Consider the following 20006-nt stretch of genomic DNA (forward strand, 5'->3'; position numbering starts at 1 on the left):
CCTACTCTGATTGTTGCACCAGCCTCTTACCTAATTTAGCCGTAGAGAGGATACTTCAAAGTGGAAATCGTAGTTGAACGGGCATGTGGTATGGATATTCATAAGGATAACATTACCGCATGTATTCTAACGTCTAATGGAAAGGAGATTCAAACATTTCCGACTAAAACTGTGTTTCTTTTACCATTAATTGACTGGATTAAACAGCAGGAGTGCACTCACGTTGCTATGGAAAGTACGGGTGTATTTTGGAAGCCTATTGTCAATTTACTTGAAGCTGAAGGAATTGAATTCTTAGTGGTGAATGCCCAGCATATGAAAGCTTTGCCTGGACGTAAAACAGATGTCAAGGACTCCGAATGGATTGCAAAGCTTCTTCGTCATGGGCTACTTAAAGCAAGTTTCATTCCAGATCGAAATCAACGTGAGCTTCGAGAACTTGTTCGTTATCGTCGCAGCATTATCGAAGAACGAGCTAGACAACATAATCGAATTCAAAAAGGGTTAGAAGGAGCCAACATTAAGCTCAGCTCTATTGTCTCTGATATTATGGGTGTCTCTTCTCGCGATATGCTCCATGCTATTGCTGATGGTGAGGATGATCCTGAGAAACTAGCGAACTTCGCTAGACGCACCATGAAACGAAAGAAGGATGAACTTGAACTTGCTCTACACGGCTATGTAAACCCTCACCAACGCTTGATGATTAAGACTATTTTGACTCACATTGATTTTTTAAGTGAACAAATCACGTTGCTAGATCAGGAAGTCGCTACGAGGGTTGTTCCATTTCATGACGATGTCGAACGTTTAGATTCAATTCCTGGAATAGCTACTCGAATGGCAGAACAAATCTTAGCCGAAATTGGGACCAATATTAAGAAGCAGTTTCCCAGTGCTGCACATTTATGCTCATGGGCTGGACTTGTGCCTGGGCATAACGAAAGTGCAGGAAAGAGAAAATCTGCTAAAGCTAAAAATGGAAACAAATATTTGAAGTCCGCCTTAGTTGAAGCAGCCCATTCTGTAGCAGCCTCAAAGAACTATCTTGGTGCCATGTACAGACGAACGGCAGCAAGAAAAGGGAAGAAAAAGGGCAGCAATCTCTGTCGCACATGCTATGTTGAGAATAGCCTACTATTTGTTGACACGTGAAGAAATGTATGTGGACCTAGGCGAAGATTACTTTGACAAACAGAAGCAACAATCTATTGTGAAATACGCAGTTCGACGACTAGGAAAATTAGGTTATTCTGTAACTATTACAGAAGTCTCTTAATTCATTAAGATACCCATATCCTTATTTCGGATGCTGTGACATTCAAAAAAATGAATGGACTGCGTCTTATTTACTTTGCCTCTTTACAGTAACTGCAGATTTAATTTTCATGGGAGCTTAACGACGCATCGTGAATCTATCTTAGAAATATATCCCATCTAAAATAGTGAACAAGGTTGGTTTCTGATAAATTTGCCAACATAAATTTCACAAACAAAGAAACACTACAAGATGTTCAAAATAAAAAATCAGGAGGTAACAATATGACAATCAAAGGTTATGGTGTTTTAAAAGGAGTTGCAGTTGATGGGAAGGGAGAACGTGACAGATCCACTCCTCATTATCAAATTAGAATGATTGGTGAAGAAAACACTGAGTATAGAATAGCCGTCAATGTTATGTCAAGCTCGAATGAATCCGAAGTACTATATTTAGTTGACGAACAATATGATGCATCCTCTATAACAATTCTACCTACAATGAGCAACGGTTTTACCCACATCAATAAAAACAACAGGGACATTGCCCTGGATTATATTCGTGGGGACTTGTTTGACCCCTCTAAAATGGTTCCTCTTCCTCACGATATATCAGGTCCCGACAACGACTTAAACGATAAACTTCAAAATTATATAGGAAGAGCTATTAAAGAAGAAGCCACCATCTATGTTTATGGATCTGAATGGGGACCAGAAAAAAACAGACCCGATAAAATATTTGATTTTGAACCAGGTCGCGGCGTCCACAATGTTCATATGAATCAAGGAAATGAGGGTCGGTGGAAAGTTGACAACGGCCCATGGCAAGATGGTGGAATTTTGATCCAATTCAAGGATAAGTGGGTGGCAATATTCTTAGCTTTCTTATCTCAATCATGGTGTACGGATGATAAGGGTCATCCTACCGAAGTTTGCGATCACACTCAGACCAAACTAGCCGTATCCACTGGCCGTTAATAAAAAATAAAAAAACGAGTTGTCAATAGAAATAGTACCAGACAACTCGTTTTTTCATTGATTTTTATTCAATTCCAAATCAAATCAACCCATTCTGGATGGTCAATAAATGGGTTACGATTATGTTGGTATTTTTGATATATTACTTCATTGCGTCTCTTTTCAAACATATCGACAGGATCCAATTCATTCCACTCTAAAAATGTCGATAGTTTTCCATGTTCCGGTTTCTTTAATCTTGTATTTGTAACTTTATCAACAGCCTGTAGATCCTTCACTCCTTCCTCACCCTCATATTTACATCCATATATAAAATCATTCTTGCAACATCACTTTGACTGCATCTCTTGGTTCCCATGAATCTTCATCATAAAATGTGTCTGGCGCTTCATTATGTGTAGTTCCTACTGGTTGGCCGTTCGGATCATTCCGATGTTCATTACCTAAAGTCACTCCCTGTCCTGTAAAGTTGATTTGCATGTATAAGATTCCACAAAGAACAAAATCACCCTGGCGGGTGAATAACTTTCTAGCCAGCGGTTATTTATCCGCTGGCTCTTCTTTTCTCACCAAGGTTCCATTACAAACAGGACAGAAAAACTCTGGGGATTCTCCGCCTTCCAGTTCATACGAACACTCGGCTACTATAAATTCAGGTACAGGGTCCATCATCCCACATTTCACGCAGATATAATCGATCCATACCTCTGACTCCTCTTCTTCCTCCCATGGATTCCATAGGTCCAGTTCTTGTTCTTTATCCTGTCCGGACTTTTGGCCCTGTTCTTTTCCCATGACTTCGTATCCCCCATTTCTTTTGGTTTTCATATTCTCGCTGCTCGTCATAATAATAAATTCTCCCATATTCCGCATGCCAAATCACCACAAGCAACATCCGGTGCTTGCAGCAGGGACAAAGCATCGGGTCTCGCCCATAGCTCTCCAGCATCCGCTGGCGGTAGCTTTTCTTCTTCCTTTCCTCCGCTGGAAAAGTCATCTCGATTTGTTTGTGCACCATGTACCGCCACAGATTAATTACCTTTTGTGACTCTTTGTTTTTCCCCCGGCTGTATAGACCATAGCGCCCCACCATCCGAAAATGCTTGGGCGGAATGTGCTGCACCAGATCGTAAATGAATTTCATTACCGGCGATACCACATCCACCCGTTTGCCCGTTCGGTGATCCTCATACCAGTAGTGCACCTTGTGGTAGTTGTAGCTTACTACCCGGTACTCCGCGATCGCCGGACGCGCCAAATAGCGCCCAATGTATTTCGCTGCTCCTCGGGCATTTTTCATCCGCTGCTCCGCATTCACATAAAACCCCTGCGAATAGCGCTGGTATAACTCATTCACCAGTCTCTTTATACGTTCTTCCTCCGGATACCATTTCATCATTAAATCCAGTAGCAGTTTCTGCCACGATTTCCGCAAGTACTCATACGAGATATACTCCGCCTTCTTCCACTCCTTGTTCCGGTCTAGCGCGCCTTCCGTAATTAGCGCATGGATATGCGGATTAAACTTTAAATCACGGCCAAAGGTATGAATCACGGTAATCACACCGACTTCGTATTTCTTGCTCTTATTTTTCCGCCGGTAATAATATTGAATGACCTTGGCCACTTGGTTACTCAGTTCATTTAACTTCCGCCGGTCTTGAAAGAATACCTTGCGTAGTTCTTCAGGCACTGTAAATACGAGGTGGCGATGAGGTACATCTAGTATTCGTTCTTGCTGCTTTTCCGCCCATTCATCCGTATATTTCTTCCCACATCCATGACAAAAACGGCTTTTACAGGTGAAGCAAATAAACACGGGTTCCGGCGTTCCCTCCGTGCATCCCTTGCACTCATATCTGGCATAGCCCATATCCCGTGTACCACAGCGTATCGCTTTATTCACGGTTTCTATCATGCTACTGTGGAGTTCCTTGGGCAGATGATGTCCGTGCATTTCCATGAATCCATGAAAGTGATCTTTTAAAATCTGCCGGATGACTCCTCGTTTCTTCCACCTCTCCTGATTCTTCACGTCCATCCCTCCTCCTTTTTTCATCGGAGTTATCCACATTTTTTTACACTCTATAATTTCCTATACAATAAAAAAACCCCCAGCGCCTACAGCGCCAAGGGTTCGATCTTCTAATAAAGAGTCATGTATTGTGCTCTTTCCCACTCGTGAACCTGGGTCCGGTAGATGTCCCACTCGATCTCTTTGAGCTCGTAGAAATGGGCCAGCGCATGTTCGCCGAGGGCTTCAGTGATCACATGGCTGCGGATCATTTCGCTCAAGGCTTCCTTCAGGTCAGCCGGCAGGCTTGGAATGCCTTCTTCAATCCGCTCTTCCTCGGACATGATGTAGATGTTGCGGTCGATTGGAGCAGGCAGATCCAGCTTGCGCTTGATGCCGTCCAGTCCTGCCTTCAACATTACAGCGAGTGCAAGGTACGGGTTAGCTGCAGGGTCCGGGTTGCGGACTTCCACACGTGTGCTGAGGCCTCTGGAAGCTGGTATGCGGATCATCGGGCTGCGGTTGCTCGCAGACCAAGCCACGTAACAAGGCGCTTCATAACCTGGAACCAGACGTTTGTAAGAGTTCACAGTAGGGTTCGTAATGGCGGCAAAAGCACGTGCATGCTTCAGAATGCCGGCCATGTAATAACGGGCAGTTTTGCTGAGGCCAAGCTTGTCGCTCTCATCGTAGAACATGTTCTCGCTGCCGTTAAATAGCGATTGGTGGGCATGCATACCGGAACCGTTCATTCCGAACAGAGGCTTGGGCATAAAGGTTGCATGCAGGCCGTGTTGACGGGCTACCGTCTTCACAACGAGCTTGAAGGTCTGGATCTGGTCGGCAGCTTTGATGGCATCGGCATATTTAAAGTCAATCTCATGCTGGCCGGAAGCTACCTCATGGTGGGAGGCTTCGACTTCAAAGCCCATTTCTTCCAAAGTCAGTACGATCTCGCGGCGGCAGTTCTCCCCAAGATCCATCGGCGCCAAATCAAAATAACCACCCTGGTCATTCAATTCAGTAGTCGGGTTACCCTTCTCATCGGTTCTGAACAGGAAGAATTCCGGTTCAGGTCCTACGTTCATTGCGGTAAAGCCCATTTCTTCGGCTTCCTTCAAGCAGCGTTTGAGAATACCGCGGGGGTCTCCAGCAAACGGCGTTCCATCCGGCATGTACACATCACAAATTAAACGTGCAACCCGGCTGTCCGTCACCCAAGGGAAAACAACCCATGTGCTCAGGTCCGGATACAGGTACATGTCAGATTCTTCAATCCGCACATAACCTTCGATGGAAGATCCATCAAACATCATTTTATTGTCGAGTGCTTTCTCAAGCTGGCTTACCGGGATTTCAACGTTTTTGATTGTACCGAGCAGGTCGGTGAATTGCAAACGAATGAAACGGACATTTTCTTCCTTGGCGATATTCAGAATATCCTCTTTGCTAAAACTCACGATACCCTCTCCCTTTCAAGCTCTTTATATTATTTATTAAAAAACCGGGATAACTCACCTTGAATGAGAGATACCTGTCCCGGCCTTTTACCGGAAACCAGCTCCTGTTTCAGCAACCGGTGAAGCTGGGATTCGGACAACTCCCGACGCCTAACCTCAGTGTCAGGGGTAATCACTGTCGCTTCATCGGATTCCCTGGTGACAGGATTCATTACCTGCTTAATGCCAGCAATGTTGACGCCCTTCTCTATCAGAGCCTTGATCTCCAATAGACGCTCTACATCATTAAACGAGAATAAACGCTGGTTCCCCGACGTACGCGCCGGTACGATCAAGCTGTGCTGCTCATAATAACGGATCTGTCTTGCAGATAGATCGGTTAGCTTCATAACAATCCCGATTGGGAATAATGCCATATTTCTGCGGATTTCATCACCCATGACTCATCCAACCTTCCAATGATCTTTTTCTCATCTCATTGTACATTCCCTGATATGGCATGTCAATGGTGTGTAAGATATTCTCACAACATTTCTTTTTTACAGAGAGGAAGGGTGAAGTGAGTGTGAGCTATAAGCTTCAGACTTTACGCAGTATAGCATGCTGTACAATACACAATCAAAAAACGCTCTATGATATGGATACTTATAATATCGGCGGGACAGCTCTTCTCTATGCGTCAGCGGATTAAAAATAACCCCTACACTTCGAAACTATTAGGTCCCACCAAGGATTTAGTAGATTGCCAGGAACGGAGCAATAGATGCGAAAGTGCAATTAATTCCAGCTGAAACTCCAGTCAACAGACGTATAAGTGCAATTCTGCAACTAATCTCAAGGAAATAAGTCCCTTAACGCTCAATACCCTAAATTAGATGCCTATTTGCATCTATTTCCTCCAAAACGGAGTAAATCCGCCAATTAGTTGCAGTTTCGCAACTAAATCAAACAAGCGAACATAGCAGCCACAAACGAGCTAAGGCTTCAATGTTCCCATCATATCGAGGACTAAGCAGTAACTATAATTTTACAATAATTTACGGTCCAGCATATTCTGCAGGGCCATCAGCACCCCATATTTAACATGGGAGTAGGTTAGGCCGCCTTGCATATAACCAATATAAGGCGCACGGATGGGTGCATCCGCAGATAACTCCAAGCTGCCGCCCTGAATAAATGTACCTGCCGCCATAATGACAGGATGCTCATAACCCGGCATATCCCAGGGCTCAGGTACGACATGGCTGTCTACAGCCGCTGCCCGCTGAATTCCCTGGACGAAGGCAATCAGATGCTCCGGTCCGTCAAACTGGACAGCCTGGATCAAATCGGTGCGTGTTTCATTCCAGGCGGGTTTGGTTGTAAATCCGCAGCGTGCGAAGACAGCTGCCGCAAAGATGCTGCCTTTGAGAGCTTGTCCTACCGTATGGGGAGCCATGAACAGCCCTTGATAGAGCCCGCGGGTGGTCCCCAGCATTGCGCCTACCTCGCCGCCGATTCCCGGCGCAGTCAGGCGATAAGCAGCCTGCTCCACCAGCTCCCTCCGTCCGCAGATGTAGCCGCCGGTCTCCGCTATGCCGCCGCCGGGGTTCTTGATCAGCGAGCCGGCGATCAGATCTGCCCCGACCTGTGTAGGCTCCAGCTTCTCGGTGAATTCACCATAGCAGTTATCCACAAACACAATGACACCAGGCATCAGTGCCTTGATTCTCTCCACCATCTGGCCAATCTCTGCAACAGTAAAGGAGGAACGCCAGTCATACCCGCGTGAACGCTGAATACCGATAACCTTGGTCTTGTCATTAACGGCAAGCTGAACTTCATCCCAATCGACCGCTCCATCCGCTGTCAGCGCGACCTCGGCGTACGTAATTCCGAAATCGGCCAGCGATCCGGTCCGGTCGCCCGGCTTGCCGATCACCTTGTGCAGCGTGTCATAAGGGCGCCCCGTGATGTAGAGCAGCTCATCTCCCGGACGCAGCACACCAAACAGCGCTGTCGAGATCGTATGCGTCCCTGAAGCAAAATGAGGACGGACAAGCGCTGCCTCCGCGCCAAAGATATCGGCATAGACCAGATCCAGCACCTCGCGGCCCCGGTCGTTATAGCCGTAGCCCGTCGAGCCGGCAAAATGAAAATCGCTTACCTGATGCCGCTGAAACGCCTCGATCACCTTCCACTGATTATGGTCAACGACCTGTTCCAGCGTTTTGAATGCACCTTCAATTTCAAGCTCTGCGGCCTGCGCCGCCTGTATAATATCCTCTGCAAATGCTGCCATTATTCAAATTCGCTCCTTACATATACTTGCCATTATTACAAGTAGAAACGGCTTCACCGTCCTCTGATAGAGGCGGTGTCCGTTTCTCATCCTATTTCCAATTTATATTCTCCTTGCTTCAAGCCTCAAGACGGGTCCACAAACTCTGCAAGCATATAACTCCACTTGGCATAATCCTCTTTGTTAACCCGCACCTCGTAGAGCACATCGTTCTCATCGAAGTTGGTTTCAAGCACTTCCCCTACTCTATACAGCAGTGAGGAAATATCCCCCCGGTCACCGGGAATGCGGAACACCAGAGTATCTCCAGCCAGTTCATCGCTGATCAGCTCATTGAGGCGAACCAGATCCTCTTCATTGAAGGCGCTGATCTTCAGGAACCCGTTGCCCGACGGCAGCATATCCAGCTGCTCGGGAGCACAGAGATCGATTTTGTTAAACAGCACAATTTGCGGCTTGCCCGCTGCACCCAGTTCCTGAAGAATGGCTTGCACTACATCCATCTGCTCCTGCCGCATCGGCGATGAAGCATCCACCACATGCAGCACCAGATTCGCTTCATTTACTTCCTCCAGGGTCGCCCGGAAGGAAGCAACCAGATCATGCGGCAGGTTCTGGATAAAACCTACCGTATCGGTCAGCACAACCTCCTTGCCGCCGATCAGCTGCAGCACACGGGACGTAGGATCAAGTGTCGCGAACAGCTGGTTCTCGATGTAGACGTCCGCATCCGTAAGCTGCTTCAGCAGGGTCGATTTGCCGGCATTGGTATAGCCAACAAGCGCAACCTGTACAGCTCCGCTCTTGCGGCGGCGCTCCCGGTGAAGCTCACGGGTCTTGATCACCTCATCCAGTTGACGTTTCAGCTCGGTAATCCGGTCACGGATATGGCGGCGGTCGGTTTCCAGCTTGCTCTCCCCCGGTCCCCGCGTGCCAATGCCGCCGCCCAGCCGGGACAGATTCTTGCCATGCCCGGAGAGGCGCGGCAGCAGATAGGACAGCTGAGCCAGCTCTACCTGAATGATGCCCTCGCGTGTCTTGGCGCGTCCGGCGAAGATATCCAGAATAAGCTGGGTTCTATCAATGATTTTGAGATCCAGTGCTTCCTCCAGGTTGCGTACCTGGGCTCCGGACAGCTCCTGATCGAAGATCGCCGTGTTGGCCCCCAAGCCGTCTGCGGCCATCCGCAGCTCCTCAACCTTGCCTTTGCCGATAAACCATTTGGAATCAGGGGTTTCCTTGTTCTGGCGCAGAACGTCGAGCACTTCAACACCAGCCGTCTCCGCCAGCTGAACCAGCTCCTGCAGCGACAGCTCGGGATCAATGCCGGTGCGTTTGATTTTGTCGGTTACCAGACTGACCAGGATCGCCCGGTCCTGAATATCCGTCTCTGTCTCATGTGTTGTGATTGCCATCGTTTTGCCGTGCTCCTTATCGATTCATATGTTCTGCCGTTTCATTCGTTATAATTTAAAATCCTCTGTCCGCAGCGTCATTAGCTCCTGCTTGCCTGGACTTACACTCTCATATTGATTCAGCAGCCGCACCGCCTGCGCGCGCACGGCCTTCTCTATGCCATTGCGGACATACCGCGCATTGCTGAAGGCATGCAGACTCTCCGACTTCTCAGCCACCAGATGCTGCTTCAGTTTGAGTATGGCCTGCGGCATCAGAATATAGTCGCGTTCCTTCGCCATGATCTCGGCAATCTGCAGCAGCTGGTCAATCGTATAGTCGGGAAATTCAACCTGGATCGGGAAACGGGAGGGCAGACCGGGATTACTCATCAGAAAATAATCAATCTCCCCGGAATACCCGGCCAGAATCAGCACAAATTGGCTGCGATGATCCTCCATCGATTTCACCAGCGTATCAATCGCTTCCTTGCCGAAATCCTTCTCTCCGCCGCGGGCAAGACTATAAGCCTCATCAATAAAAAGAATGCCGCCAAATGCCTTCTTAACCAAATCACGCGTCTTCTGTGCCGTATGCCCGATGTATTCACCTACCAGATCAGCTCTTTCCACTTCAATTAAGTGGCCTTTGGTCAGCACGCCCATCCGCTGAAAAAGCTTGGCGATTATCCGCGCCACCGTCGTTTTTCCGGTACCCGGATTGCCCTTGAAGACCATATGATAGGCCTGGCCTCCACTGGCAAGTCCCGCCTCGGTCCTCATCTGGGTGATCTGCAGCAGGGCATAAATTTCAAATACCAGCTCTTTAATATTATCGAGGCCCACCAGTCCGTCCAGTTCCTGACTAAGCTCTTGAAATAAGCCGGTGTGGCTAGTGCTTTTGGGCAGCGCTTCTCGGCTGTCCGCTGCCGCAGGAGCAGCAGCAACAGGCTCCTGACTGCGCAGAACTACATTAATCTGTCTGGACGGTCTGCTATCGTCCCGCCCGCTTGCCGCCGCTACGCGTCCATTCATAGGTTCCCACCTCATTATCCAGGGCTGACTTCTCTAATCAAGTCTATTCCAGTATCCGGGGGGTTATTAGCAGATTCAGCAACTTTAGGGACAAATCACAGAAACAGCTGCTGCAGCTTCCATTTGGTGTAGGCCAGCACCTCGCGTGACTTGTGTTTGGCCATCGACATGACCGTAGATTCAGTCAGACCCAGCTGTGGCCGCAGGTAGCCCAGCTCTTCGGCAATCTCCAGCGAGCGCCGTCCATGGTAGGTGTGTGTAATAATCAAGGCTGATTGAAAACTTTCACGGTTCATAATATCTTTGCTGAACCGCAGATTCTCGTATGTACTGGTAGCCTTGTTCTCCACATAAATAGAGGATTCCGGCACACCCTGAGCGACCAGGTAATTACGCATTCCCTCACCTTCGGTGTATTTCAAATCCGGCTGATCCAATCCTCCGCTTACAATAAAGCTGGCAAATTTGCCTTCCTTATACAGCTTGAGGCCATAATCCAATCTCTCCTTCAACCCGGGGCTCGGTTCATCCCCCCACATTGACATACCCAGGATTATACCTGTGTCGGCTTTCTGCAGTGGGTTGCTGGTTTCCGCGCGGTTGATCATTACAAATGCATAGGCGCACCAGAGCAGGCCAGCCAGCAGCAGGATCACCAGCCCGGTAAACAAAGTGCGTTTGGACCAAAAGCGGCGTTTCTTGGACACGATTCGAATCGGGGAGGAGCCTCCCCGTCCGTATACAAACCATTCCATTGTTATTTCCTCCTGAATTCTCCATGATGAAACAATTCGGCTCGATGCTTCAGGGAGAGGGAGAAGAAAGGAAAAGCATGAGCATCTATGCTGCCCAGCAGATTCTTGGCAGTATTCCAGGCCAGTCTGTAATCGCTCTCGGTGATGTCTTGCCGTTCCAGCGCTTCCTCAAGCTCATCCTCATCAAGCAGAAAAACCTCTCCGTTCCACAACACAACCACGTCTAGGTATAAGTCGTCAAACCAAGGCACTCCCTGATCCGTAACCCCCTGCACCTTGCAGGTATCAATATACCACTGGATAATATTTTGCCGTTCATCGAACATGGCAGTCACAATATAATGACTGTCTTTGGGAAAATACTGCAACCACGAATAACCTTTGTCCGCAATGCGATATGTATGCCTGCCATAACTCTTCCATAGTGGTTCCTTAAGCCCGTAAATGGTATAAAGCGTAATATATCCGCTGAATTCCCGGCTCTCCACATAGCGGCAGGCAAAATGGCGGCGCGTAATCCGGCGCCAGTTGGCCCGGTCTCCGAATTTACGTTTCATAAGAATAACCCTCTCAAGTATGGTGACTTCAGCTTAACACATTTATCTGGCACACTCAAAGCATCGTATCAAATGGCCTGCTCTGCAAGGAGAAACATCTAGGCCCTCCTCTGTAGGAGACGGCATCCATTTCTGCGAATAAAAGAAAACGGATGCCCTCCTTAGTGGAAGACATCCGTTCCATATGATACTTGCTGGTGCAAGAAACTTAAAGTATTACTGAATAATCGGCTCTTCACTCGGCAGGGCCGCTGCTGCATCCGGGGTAGGAACAGCACCCGGGTCCACCGGAGCAATGGTGGCTTCAGGCACTGCGGTTGCCGGAGGCGGCGTTGCGGCCGGCTGCTCCGGACCTCCTGAATTCGGCCCTCCCGGCGTACCCGGGTTCTCCGGTGGTGTGCCCGGATTTCCGGAATTGCCATTATTGCCATTCTGGCCGCCATTATTGCTGTTGCCGCCGTTATTCCCTCCATTATTGCCGGGATTGTCCGTTCCGCCACCCTCATCTGGGTTCGGTGTAGGTAGATTCGGATCTATCGTAGGCTCTGGCTCTGGCGTACCAAGCTCATCCGGAATAACCACGGATACCGTGTCCGAAGGCCCGCTCTCTACAGCCTGCTCAGGATAATAGGCGATGACATAATATTCATAGCTCATTCCCGGCATGGCGCTGATATCGCCTGCAGTAGTTAAATTGGTTGTCATCAGCTGACTGTAATCCGCTTCAGCGGACTCCCGGCGGAAGATGCGGTATTCCGCATCCGCCGCAGGCACAGCCTGCCAGCTCAGATTGACGGTCAGGGTAGCTTCATCATACTGCACGGACAACCCTCCAACTGCCTCCACCGGTTCGGTCGTTGCAGAGGGTTCAGGTTCAGGCGTAGATGTGTTCTCCAGCTGCGGGAAGGACTTGGCCGGCACGTCTCTGAGCGCCTCCTCAATAACCTTGCCCCAGAACGCCGCAGCCAGTGGGCTGCTGTTCTTCAGCAGATGCTCGCGGCTTGGCTTGTCGTAGCCCATCCAGACCGCTGCTGTCCATTCAGGCGTATAGCCTACAAACCAAACATCGCGGTTCGCACTGTTTCCGGAGTATCCGCTTTGGGTGGTGCCGGTTTTACCGGCTACCGGACGGTTGATTTTGGCTTTTTTACCTGTACCGTCCTGCACAACCTTCTGCATCATTTCCGTCATCTGATACGCGGTGTCCTCAGACATTACTCGTTCAGGCTTGGTATTGGCCTTGTACACCGTCTCGTCGTCTTTATCGGCGATCGATTTAATCGCATACGCCTCGCGCATTTCGCCTCCGTTGGCAAATGAGCTATAGGCCTGGGCCATCTCAAGAGTATTGGTACCTTTGCTCATCCCGCCCAGGGCCAGCGACAGATTCTTGTCTTCATCGGCCAGACCGATACCCAGCTTCTTGGCGAACTGGAATCCGGTGTTGACACCAATTTCGTTCAGCAGCCAGACCGCCGGAATATTCTCCGATTTCTGAATGGCGTCGCTCATGCTGATCGAGGAAGAATAGCCATGCAGATTGTTCGGACAATATTTGCCGAAGCATTGCTTCTCATTGCTCAGGGTAGAGTTCATCGAGAAATTGCCAGTCTCCAGTGCTGGAGCATAGGACACAATCGGCTTGAACGCAGAACCCGGAGAACGGCGGCTGCCGTCCACACGGCTATAGCCCTTCTTCTCATAGTTTCGTCCGCCCATCAGGGCGACGATGCTGCCATTCTCCTGGTTGATGATCGTCATCGAGCCTTGCACCAGCTCATCATCGACGCTTTTCTCGAAATTGTCACTGTCGGCAAAAGCATCCTCCACCGTCTGCTGGGCATGCTTATCCATCGTGGTATAAATCTTATAGCCGCCAATATTCAGATCTTCCTCGGACAAGCCGAATTTGGCTTCCGCTTCATCGATCGCATAGTCGATAAAAGCCTGGTAGCGCTGCTTGCTCTCCGGTGGCTTGTAGTTGTAATCTACCACTGCGGCTTCTTCGCGTTCCTGCTGGGTGATATAACCCTGCTCCGCCATCAGTTGAAGCACAATGGCGCGGCGTTCCTTGGACAGCTCCGGGTTGCGCAGCGGATTATAGCGGGAAGGTCCCTTTGGCATCGCCGCCAGCGTAGCCATTTCCCATAGATCCAGTTTATTCAGATCACTTTCGCCAAAATAACGGATCGACGCGGCCTTGATGCCATAAATCGTGCCGCCGAAGTTAATCCGGTTCAAATACATCGTAATGATATCGTCTTTTGTACGATCATTCTCCAGCGCTACGGCAATGGAAACCTCGGTCGCTTTGCGGAAGAACGTTTTGTCACGGGTAAGGAAGATATTCTTCGCCAGCTGCTGGGTGATCGTGCTTCCGCCTTCCACCATACTGCGGGCGGCAATATCCTTCACGGCTGCACGGCCAATGGCCCATAAATCCACGCCGCTGTGTTCCCTGAAACGTTTGTCCTCCGTGGCAATAAAAGCATTTACCAGTAGATCGGGGATATCGGCACGGTCCACCGGATCGCTTTTCTCCAGCGACAGCTCGCCGATCAGATTGGCATTGCGGTCATACACCTTCGTAGTCGGGTTAATCGTCAGCTTGTCTCCGTTCTCAAGCAGCAGCTTCTCACCGTTCAGCATAATAAACAGATAGCCGCCCAGCGCACAGAAAATCGCCAGTGCCGTGGAAAAAAACAAAGTCCATAATACCCGCTTCTTGGATAGAAATTTCTTTTTCTTTTTGCTAGTTGGTTTCGGTTTAGTGGTGGACGTCTCTCTGTCTCTGTTGCGGTTCGTCCGTGACATTTCGTCTCTGGCCATATTGCCTCCTGACTCCCTTTCGGAACAAGATCATATAATCGGTTCACGAATGAAAAGAACAACCTTCTCAGGTTGCTCTCTCATACACTATTCAAACGCTTTATAAGTAAAAAGGTTTCACTTGCGTGCTGAAAAAGGTTATTCTTCGCTTCCGCCGTTATCCTGCATCAGTGATACACTGCGCTGCGGAGTGAAGGTGGAAATCGCATGCTTGTACACCATCTGCTGGCGTCCGTCACTGTCAATGACGATGGTGAAATTGTCAAACGCTTTAATAATCCCCCGGATCTGAAAGCCGTTGGTCAAATATACTGTAGCAGGGATATTCTCTTTGCGCAGTTGGTTCAAGAACGTATCTTGGATGTTAATGGACTTGTTCATATGACGTACCCCCAATGGTTCAATTAGATTGTTCAGAAGTATATTCAAGACCTGAGAGAAACTTTCCTGCTATTATACCACGGATTCTACAAGCACAGCAATGCAATAAAACAGGGTGAAATATGGTATGGAAAACTTTGACCCATGGATTAAATTAGCTCATTTATAAAACCATCTGAAAACTAATAAAAGATAAACCGTGATTTTTTAGTTATTTTTCTCTCCCAATCCCCTTTAGTTAAAATGGTTATATTTATAGTTCTCTCCATTACATATTAAATCTTCGGAACCCTTCCGGTCAATCTTAATACCTCCAGCTTACGCTGCAGCTCCAACTGCCACTCATGATCCTGTATCGCATTCGCCAGCCTGGATTGGTTATCGATCATCAGGCAGTCCCAACAATATCTGGCGTTCTCCCGCAGGCAGTGCTGTAGTTCCTTGGCCTCCTCTAGTGTTAGAGGTCCGGCCATATTAATGTGGAATATCTCCGCCAGGCGTAAGTGTACGGGCAACATAGATCATCACTCCTGCTCTTGTATTAGCATCCTAATACATCATATGCAGACCATATCAGGAAGTTGATACGCGCATGAGCTAGTTGATACATTTATTTTGCTGCTGTATACTTTTGGAAAAGGAGGCTTGTCCGTGATCATCAGCCATGTTAAAGAGATTATGGATCGGCAGCAGAAGACTATCCGAGGATTTGCGGCAGAGACGGGCCTTGCGATTAATACGGTGTCTGGTTTATATCATGACACATCGAAGCGTTTGGATGTGGAGACGCTAAACAAGCTGTGTAAGCACCTCAAGGTCAGCACCGGAGAACTCATTGAGTACATAGAAGACAAAGATGCCCCGCCAGAATAATCCGGCGGGGCCTTATTATGTAGTCACTTGAATTACATCATCAATTTTAATCCAATCGTAATCATACTCCATCTGGAACTTGATACGCCTGAGCTGCCGGTCTACCGCCAGCACTACACCTCTAATCTTGATGTCCTGGGACGGATTGAATAGCGGGACTTTGAGGGCCATTAAGAAATACATAGGTACAACACTAGGGATTGATCGAATTCGCTTAAGCCCACATACGTTCCGTCATACTTTTTAAAAATAAGCCCCGCCGACCACTTAGGGTTAACGGGTCTTTGTGCTTAAGCAATGAATTATTATTTATAGCAGAAATGTGAATACACTCAAACAATTACACAATTAGGCATTTATGTTTAGACAGACCTATTAGTTTTCTGTATTTTTAATGTGTATGCAAACATATTAATTAGGAGATGAACAATTTGGCACGTAAAATACTTATGCTCATGCTTGTTTGTAGTATTGCCTTTTTATCAATTTCACCTATGGGTGTACGTGCAGCAGCGACTAATGTTGTGCCGATGAGTAAAGCTGCTGAGGCTGTATTGACTGCGGTCGCCGAAAAAGGAGGTATGAAGTTTCCTGATGCAGCAACAGCTTCGAAGTTTGCAAAAGGATTTGAGTACACTACAAGAGGAAATGTCGTATATCTTAATGGTATCAATGACCTTAAGGCTACAGGTACAACAGCTACTCGTGTAGCTGGTAAAGCCGGCTTTATCAAATATACAATTTCCGCAGCAGCTGGGGCGCTTATTGTTGAGGGAATGACTGGACTTTATTCCGAAATAAAGAACTCTTCTCTTGAGAAGTATGTTATAAATTACCCAGCAAATGTATTGGATTCTCAAGGACGATGGGCTTCAACGGAAAATTTCTATGCTGAACCTCTGAATGTATATACGGGATGGCCACCAACTTCAACAGATCAAACTAAAAAAGCAAATAAACACAGAATAAATTTTTATGATGCTACTACAGATACTTGGAGAAGCATGGAGATACCGACGGATTTCTCGTGGGTAGGAACTTTTAGATTTACTGAGTTTGGTGATTATGCTTCAAAAACTCAATATGTAAATTATGGACAAGACGTAAAATATGAATGGAATAGCTTTGGATATTCGGATACTCCATTCAAAGGTAAGCTGCGCTTAAAGGTAGAAGCGCCGATTGGTCAAGCAGAAAATATACTTGCTTACGATATAATTCCAAAAAATAACGGTATAGTTTATGAACCTACAACTTTACCACAAGAAGATTTTGATATTTGGGTTCCTGATCCTGATCCCGATTCAGGACAGAATCCATTAGAAATAATTATTTCTAATCCTGGCATAGTGACAACCCCCGACCCTTCAAAGGTGTTTGTACCTAATACCTCTCCAATTGAAGATTTTACTGGTGTGACTGTTGAAGATGCTGACCCGGAGACTAGCCCTCAGCCAACGCTAGAACCTTCACCATCTGTACAACCTACACCATCTATTGAACCTACACCATCTGCTGTACCCAGCGAACAACCAACTACTCCCCCAGTTATAGGTGGAGAAGATCCTAACCCCACAGCACCTCCGAATGAAGAATACGATGAGGATGACGAAGATGAAACTGATCATCCAGTTATTGATTCACCTTTAACTCCAGAAGAAGCATTAGCAAAGGGGTGGGATGATGTCAAGCTAAGACTGAAATAGATACTTCAAATAGAAAACAATGCCTGAAATATGAGAGAGCCGATAACCGCGTAATAGGGTTATCGGCTTTGTGTCTGTACGGCTAGCTCTTTGATATGCGTTTATCAGCAACCTCTCGGTTATGTCACTTGTTGCTGGTCTTCTTGATCAAGTCCACGCCATCGTATGCCAGACTTTCCACACTTGCAGCCTTCTGCAGTAAGTAATGATCAAAAAAGTTCTTCGTATAGTCTGTAACAAGATTTCGCATCTCCATAGCATCCCGTTCGCCTCTGAGTTCCTCATTAACACTGGTAAACACGATGTCGCAGTAATCTAAATGCGCAACACGATCAACAGAGAAATAATAGGTTTCCATGCTATTGTTAGCGCCAATTATCGCATTCATGTTATAGTTAGGTTCACAAAACAGTAGCAAGAAGGGTTTCTTAAGGTCGCTGTCGAGAAGGCCGAACGCACCGCTATCCAAGCCAATCCCGCAGGCGAACCGGTCGTCGTCCCGGCAAACAATCGCCGTCGTAGGCCCTCCATAAGAATGTCCGACTATGCCCATGCCGATGTCAAGCAACAATCTGCCCTTAAAGATGGAATTCAACTCTCCAGAGTCCAGTTTGTAAAGATAATCGGCTACATACCTTACATCTTCTGCCTGTAATTCACTATACTCTGTTAACTTGGCAAGTATCGGCAGTGTAAGCACGTTATGGCACATCTCAATGGCAGTTTCATCGTCAGGCCGCATCTCCATCTTACCAGCCAACGCCAGCATCTCCGGATCTTCAGAAAACGCCATAATGACATCCGAAAAATCCTTTGATACATTAAACAGGCGCCCATCTTTACGCTTATACATCGTGCTATTCTGATGGCCGATGCTTACCACAACATATCCCATGCTTGCCAAGTCTGTACAGATCACTGTACCCCATTCTGGAGAACCGCCCCCGCCGCAAACATAGAATAACACCGGATAGCGCTTTTCCTTCCCGGAGAGAGCAAGGTCGTCGTAACACTGGGTCTTGATATCTATAGAGAAAACATCCTTCCCTTTAAGATACGCAGTGATAAGTGGCTGCTCATTAAACATTTCGTAGACTTCAGGAAACATGTACGTTGATGTAGTCTTCCCTTCGCTACTGTCGGACGGATAGTACACAAACGCCGTCAGTTCTCTTTTTGAGTGATCTGATGCCGTGTACTCAAAATCCATCTGGGTTCGACCGACAGTATAGCCGCCAATTGGTTCTGGAAATGCGTCATAAGTTTTCATTTTCTTGTTCCCCCTTAATTAATAAAAGTGGCGAATGTGAAATACATACATTGCGCTATGAGCGCTTTTCAAAACTGTGAAACTATTACATCCTATCTTCAGTGAATCATATCTACTCCTTGGCTTTCTTGATATCGCTAACAATTTCAGAATATTTATGATCTTCAAGCAGCCCATGACCCATAAAGTCAGCAAAGTACTTGCTAATCTTATGTTGCAGCTTAGAGTCCTTAATATCGAATTCCCTAAAAAACATGACTAAATTAAACTGCATTGACTCAAACATAAAAGAAATCAGGTCGTCGTCAATATCAGGTCGGAGATATCCATCAACCCTCATTCGGCGTAAAATGTCCTTGATCAAGGGGAATGACTCGCCCTTTAGCACATTCAGATATATTTTAAGCAAAATGTTCTCAGGAATGTATAAAAATGTTTCAGTGAGTTTGATTTCCAACTCATTCAGTGGCTCGGTCACAATGCCATTAACGTTACCAAATAAGCCAGTAAGGAAAAACCGGAAAAGGGAATCTTCATTACTGTTATTAAAATACGCAGCTCTTTTCTGGGTCACATTACGTATTAAGAGACAATAAAGGTCATCTTTGTCTTCAAAATACCGATAAAATGTTCCGGGGTGCATGGACAAACTATCCAAAACCATCTTCATAGTTATATCCTCGTAAAGATTATCAACAAAAAGATGCATAGCGCTATTAGATATTTCCTCGCGCCTTGCTTCATCTAAACGAAAGAAAGTATTTTTTGGCATAGATTACTCCTTAATGTGAAGTGTGAATTCATTCACAACATACCGATGATTTATTCACATGTCAAGTAGTATTGAAATATTAATATCAATATAAAAGATTAAAACCATTGCATAGAACATTATCCTTCCTAAGAGATAAGTTAATGGAGTTGTTTTGTTTTTTTATATAATATGTCCAGTAAATCTGCGGTATCTGATGCGAATTTAGTTACTGCATCAGGAGTAGCTCCTCTGGAATTTGCGATGGAAGTACTGAAAAAAAATAGATGTATTTACACCAGATACATTACATTCATGGTATAACCTAAATAAGACTCATAAACCTGAATACTTCTTCCAGTTAATGAATTCAATAAATAAAGTAACTGAAAAGCTCAATTTCTCTATTTTGATTTGCAGAGAAGTTGGGCTTTTTAATTTGGAATTTCCTTATCGTTGTAAATC

Annotated in this window: 20 protein-coding genes and 2 pseudogenes; 5 read left to right on the forward strand and 17 right to left on the reverse strand. The window is 46.8% G+C overall.

The annotated features are described in order from the left end of the window. Positions 1-60: 60 nt before the first annotated feature. Together B9T62_RS14605 and B9T62_RS14610 are read left to right on the forward strand one after the other, a co-directional pair. A pseudogene (locus B9T62_RS14605) lies at positions 61-1279 on the forward strand (IS110 family RNA-guided transposase). A 263-nt stretch (positions 1280-1542) separates the two neighbouring features. Then, positions 1543-2235, forward strand: coding sequence for a YukJ family protein (locus B9T62_RS14610; RefSeq protein ID WP_087915926.1), 693 nt, complete (start codon positions 1543-1545; stop codon positions 2233-2235). 68 nt (positions 2236-2303) lie between these two features. Here B9T62_RS14610 and B9T62_RS41790 read toward each other — a convergent pair whose 3' ends face one another. From B9T62_RS41790 to B9T62_RS14675, 14 genes are all read right to left on the reverse strand, one after another. Next, positions 2304-2513 (reverse strand): endonuclease, encoded by a 210-nt coding sequence (locus B9T62_RS41790; RefSeq protein WP_425436649.1) that lies wholly within the window; start codon positions 2511-2513, stop codon positions 2304-2306. Positions 2514-2550: 37 nt separating this feature from the next. Further along, a complete protein-coding gene (locus B9T62_RS41795; RefSeq protein WP_425436650.1) occupies positions 2551-2715 on the reverse strand; it encodes a hypothetical protein in 165 nt (54 codons plus the stop codon). Positions 2716-2775: 60 nt separating this feature from the next. Further along, the gene (locus B9T62_RS14620; protein WP_087914887.1) at positions 2776-3030 is read right to left on the reverse strand and encodes a hypothetical protein; all 255 of its coding nucleotides are present in this window, start codon (positions 3028-3030) and stop codon (positions 2776-2778) included. Then, on the reverse strand, positions 2993-4276 hold the full coding sequence (locus B9T62_RS14625; RefSeq protein ID WP_169834340.1) for an IS91 family transposase: 1284 nt from the start codon (positions 4274-4276) through the stop codon (positions 2993-2995). Before B9T62_RS14625 ends, B9T62_RS14620 begins: the two co-directional genes overlap by 38 nt. A gap of 104 nt (positions 4277-4380) precedes the next feature. Next, the gene (glnA, locus tag B9T62_RS14630) at positions 4381-5709 is read right to left on the reverse strand and encodes a type I glutamate--ammonia ligase (protein ID WP_087915927.1); all 1329 of its coding nucleotides are present in this window, start codon (positions 5707-5709) and stop codon (positions 4381-4383) included. Positions 5710-5738: 29 nt separating this feature from the next. After that, positions 5739-6149 carry a MerR family transcriptional regulator gene (locus B9T62_RS14635; protein WP_087915928.1) on the reverse strand — a complete coding sequence of 137 codons (411 nt, stop codon included), beginning with the start codon at positions 6147-6149 and terminating at the stop codon, positions 5739-5741. A 587-nt stretch (positions 6150-6736) separates the two neighbouring features. Beyond that, positions 6737-7990 (reverse strand): methionine gamma-lyase family protein, encoded by a 1254-nt coding sequence (locus tag B9T62_RS14640; protein WP_087915929.1) that lies wholly within the window; start codon positions 7988-7990, stop codon positions 6737-6739. Between the two features lie 125 nt (positions 7991-8115). Then, positions 8116-9405, reverse strand: a complete 1290-nt coding sequence (hflX, locus tag B9T62_RS14645; protein ID WP_087915930.1) for a GTPase HflX — start codon at positions 9403-9405, stop codon at positions 8116-8118. A gap of 48 nt (positions 9406-9453) precedes the next feature. Beyond that, complete coding sequence (locus B9T62_RS14650) at positions 9454-10419, reverse strand: AAA family ATPase (RefSeq protein WP_087915931.1); 966 nt, start codon at positions 10417-10419, stop codon at positions 9454-9456. 95 nt (positions 10420-10514) lie between these two features. Beyond that, positions 10515-11174, reverse strand: coding sequence for a YdcF family protein (locus B9T62_RS14655; protein ID WP_087915932.1), 660 nt, complete (start codon positions 11172-11174; stop codon positions 10515-10517). A gap of 2 nt (positions 11175-11176) precedes the next feature. Next, positions 11177-11731, reverse strand: a complete 555-nt coding sequence (locus B9T62_RS14660) for a ribonuclease FAU-1 family protein (protein ID WP_087915933.1) — start codon at positions 11729-11731, stop codon at positions 11177-11179. Positions 11732-11947: 216 nt separating this feature from the next. Beyond that, positions 11948-14560 carry a PBP1A family penicillin-binding protein gene (locus tag B9T62_RS14665; protein WP_087915934.1) on the reverse strand — a complete coding sequence of 871 codons (2613 nt, stop codon included), beginning with the start codon at positions 14558-14560 and terminating at the stop codon, positions 11948-11950. A 138-nt stretch (positions 14561-14698) separates the two neighbouring features. Beyond that, positions 14699-14941 (reverse strand): RNA chaperone Hfq, encoded by a 243-nt coding sequence (gene hfq, locus B9T62_RS14670; RefSeq protein WP_087915935.1) that lies wholly within the window; start codon positions 14939-14941, stop codon positions 14699-14701. 275 nt (positions 14942-15216) lie between these two features. Beyond that, positions 15217-15459 carry a DUF7667 family protein gene (locus B9T62_RS14675; RefSeq protein ID WP_087915936.1) on the reverse strand — a complete coding sequence of 81 codons (243 nt, stop codon included), beginning with the start codon at positions 15457-15459 and terminating at the stop codon, positions 15217-15219. A gap of 133 nt (positions 15460-15592) precedes the next feature. Between B9T62_RS14675 and B9T62_RS14680 the strand changes: the two genes are divergently transcribed. Continuing rightward, positions 15593-15814, forward strand: a complete 222-nt coding sequence (locus B9T62_RS14680) for a helix-turn-helix domain-containing protein (protein ID WP_087915937.1) — start codon at positions 15593-15595, stop codon at positions 15812-15814. Between the two features lie 15 nt (positions 15815-15829). Here B9T62_RS14680 and B9T62_RS39975 read toward each other — a convergent pair whose 3' ends face one another. Beyond that, the gene (locus B9T62_RS39975) at positions 15830-15997 is read right to left on the reverse strand and encodes a hypothetical protein (RefSeq protein ID WP_169834386.1); all 168 of its coding nucleotides are present in this window, start codon (positions 15995-15997) and stop codon (positions 15830-15832) included. Positions 15998-16245: 248 nt separating this feature from the next. Between B9T62_RS39975 and B9T62_RS14685 the strand changes: the two genes are divergently transcribed. Further along, positions 16246-17520: a hypothetical protein gene (locus tag B9T62_RS14685; RefSeq protein WP_087915938.1), complete on the forward strand. Its 1275-nt coding sequence runs from the start codon at positions 16246-16248 to the stop codon at positions 17518-17520. Between the two features lie 124 nt (positions 17521-17644). Here the strand turns inward: B9T62_RS14685 and B9T62_RS14690 are convergent, their stop codons facing one another. Both B9T62_RS14690 and B9T62_RS14695 read right to left on the reverse strand, forming a co-directional pair. Beyond that, positions 17645-18790, reverse strand: coding sequence for an alpha/beta hydrolase (locus tag B9T62_RS14690; RefSeq protein WP_087915939.1), 1146 nt, complete (start codon positions 18788-18790; stop codon positions 17645-17647). Between the two features lie 112 nt (positions 18791-18902). Continuing rightward, complete coding sequence (locus B9T62_RS14695) at positions 18903-19562, reverse strand: TetR/AcrR family transcriptional regulator (RefSeq protein ID WP_087915940.1); 660 nt, start codon at positions 19560-19562, stop codon at positions 18903-18905. 186 nt (positions 19563-19748) lie between these two features. Here B9T62_RS14695 and B9T62_RS39090 point away from each other — a divergent pair. Beyond that, positions 19749-19923: pseudogene (locus B9T62_RS39090) on the forward strand (glutamine amidotransferase); the annotation flags it as partial. Positions 19924-20006: the final 83 nt, after the last annotated feature.

Source organism: Paenibacillus donghaensis (assembly GCF_002192415.1).
GTDB lineage: Bacteria > Bacillota > Bacilli > Paenibacillales > Paenibacillaceae > Paenibacillus_AQ > Paenibacillus_AQ donghaensis.

Excerpts from the sequence above, each read along its gene's own strand:
- B9T62_RS14625 (WP_169834340.1), bottom strand. The coding sequence starts at position 4,276 with ATGGACGTGAAGAATCAGGAGAGGTGGAAGAAACGAGGAGTCATCCGG.
- hfq (WP_087915935.1), bottom strand. The coding sequence starts at position 14,941 with ATGAACAAGTCCATTAACATCCAAGATACGTTCTTGAACCAACTGCGC.
- B9T62_RS14675 (WP_087915936.1), bottom strand. The coding sequence starts at position 15,459 with ATGTTGCCCGTACACTTACGCCTGGCGGAGATATTCCACATTAATATG.
- B9T62_RS14690 (WP_087915939.1), bottom strand. The coding sequence starts at position 18,790 with ATGAAAACTTATGACGCATTTCCAGAACCAATTGGCGGCTATACTGTC.
- B9T62_RS14635 (WP_087915928.1), bottom strand. The coding sequence starts at position 6,149 with ATGGGTGATGAAATCCGCAGAAATATGGCATTATTCCCAATCGGGATT.
- B9T62_RS41795 (WP_425436650.1), bottom strand. The coding sequence starts at position 2,715 with ATGCAAATCAACTTTACAGGACAGGGAGTGACTTTAGGTAATGAACAT.
- B9T62_RS14620 (WP_087914887.1), bottom strand. The coding sequence starts at position 3,030 with ATGGGAAAAGAACAGGGCCAAAAGTCCGGACAGGATAAAGAACAAGAA.
- B9T62_RS14655 (WP_087915932.1), bottom strand. The coding sequence starts at position 11,174 with ATGGAATGGTTTGTATACGGACGGGGAGGCTCCTCCCCGATTCGAATC.
- B9T62_RS14640 (WP_087915929.1), bottom strand. The coding sequence starts at position 7,990 with ATGGCAGCATTTGCAGAGGATATTATACAGGCGGCGCAGGCCGCAGAG.
- B9T62_RS39975 (WP_169834386.1), bottom strand. The coding sequence starts at position 15,997 with ATGTATTTCTTAATGGCCCTCAAAGTCCCGCTATTCAATCCGTCCCAG.
- B9T62_RS14665 (WP_087915934.1), bottom strand. The coding sequence starts at position 14,560 with ATGGCCAGAGACGAAATGTCACGGACGAACCGCAACAGAGACAGAGAG.
- B9T62_RS14650 (WP_087915931.1), bottom strand. The coding sequence starts at position 10,419 with ATGAATGGACGCGTAGCGGCGGCAAGCGGGCGGGACGATAGCAGACCG.
- B9T62_RS14610 (WP_087915926.1), top strand. The coding sequence starts at position 1,543 with ATGACAATCAAAGGTTATGGTGTTTTAAAAGGAGTTGCAGTTGATGGG.
- hflX (WP_087915930.1), bottom strand. The coding sequence starts at position 9,405 with ATGGCAATCACAACACATGAGACAGAGACGGATATTCAGGACCGGGCG.
- B9T62_RS14695 (WP_087915940.1), bottom strand. The coding sequence starts at position 19,562 with ATGCCAAAAAATACTTTCTTTCGTTTAGATGAAGCAAGGCGCGAGGAA.
- B9T62_RS14660 (WP_087915933.1), bottom strand. The coding sequence starts at position 11,731 with ATGAAACGTAAATTCGGAGACCGGGCCAACTGGCGCCGGATTACGCGC.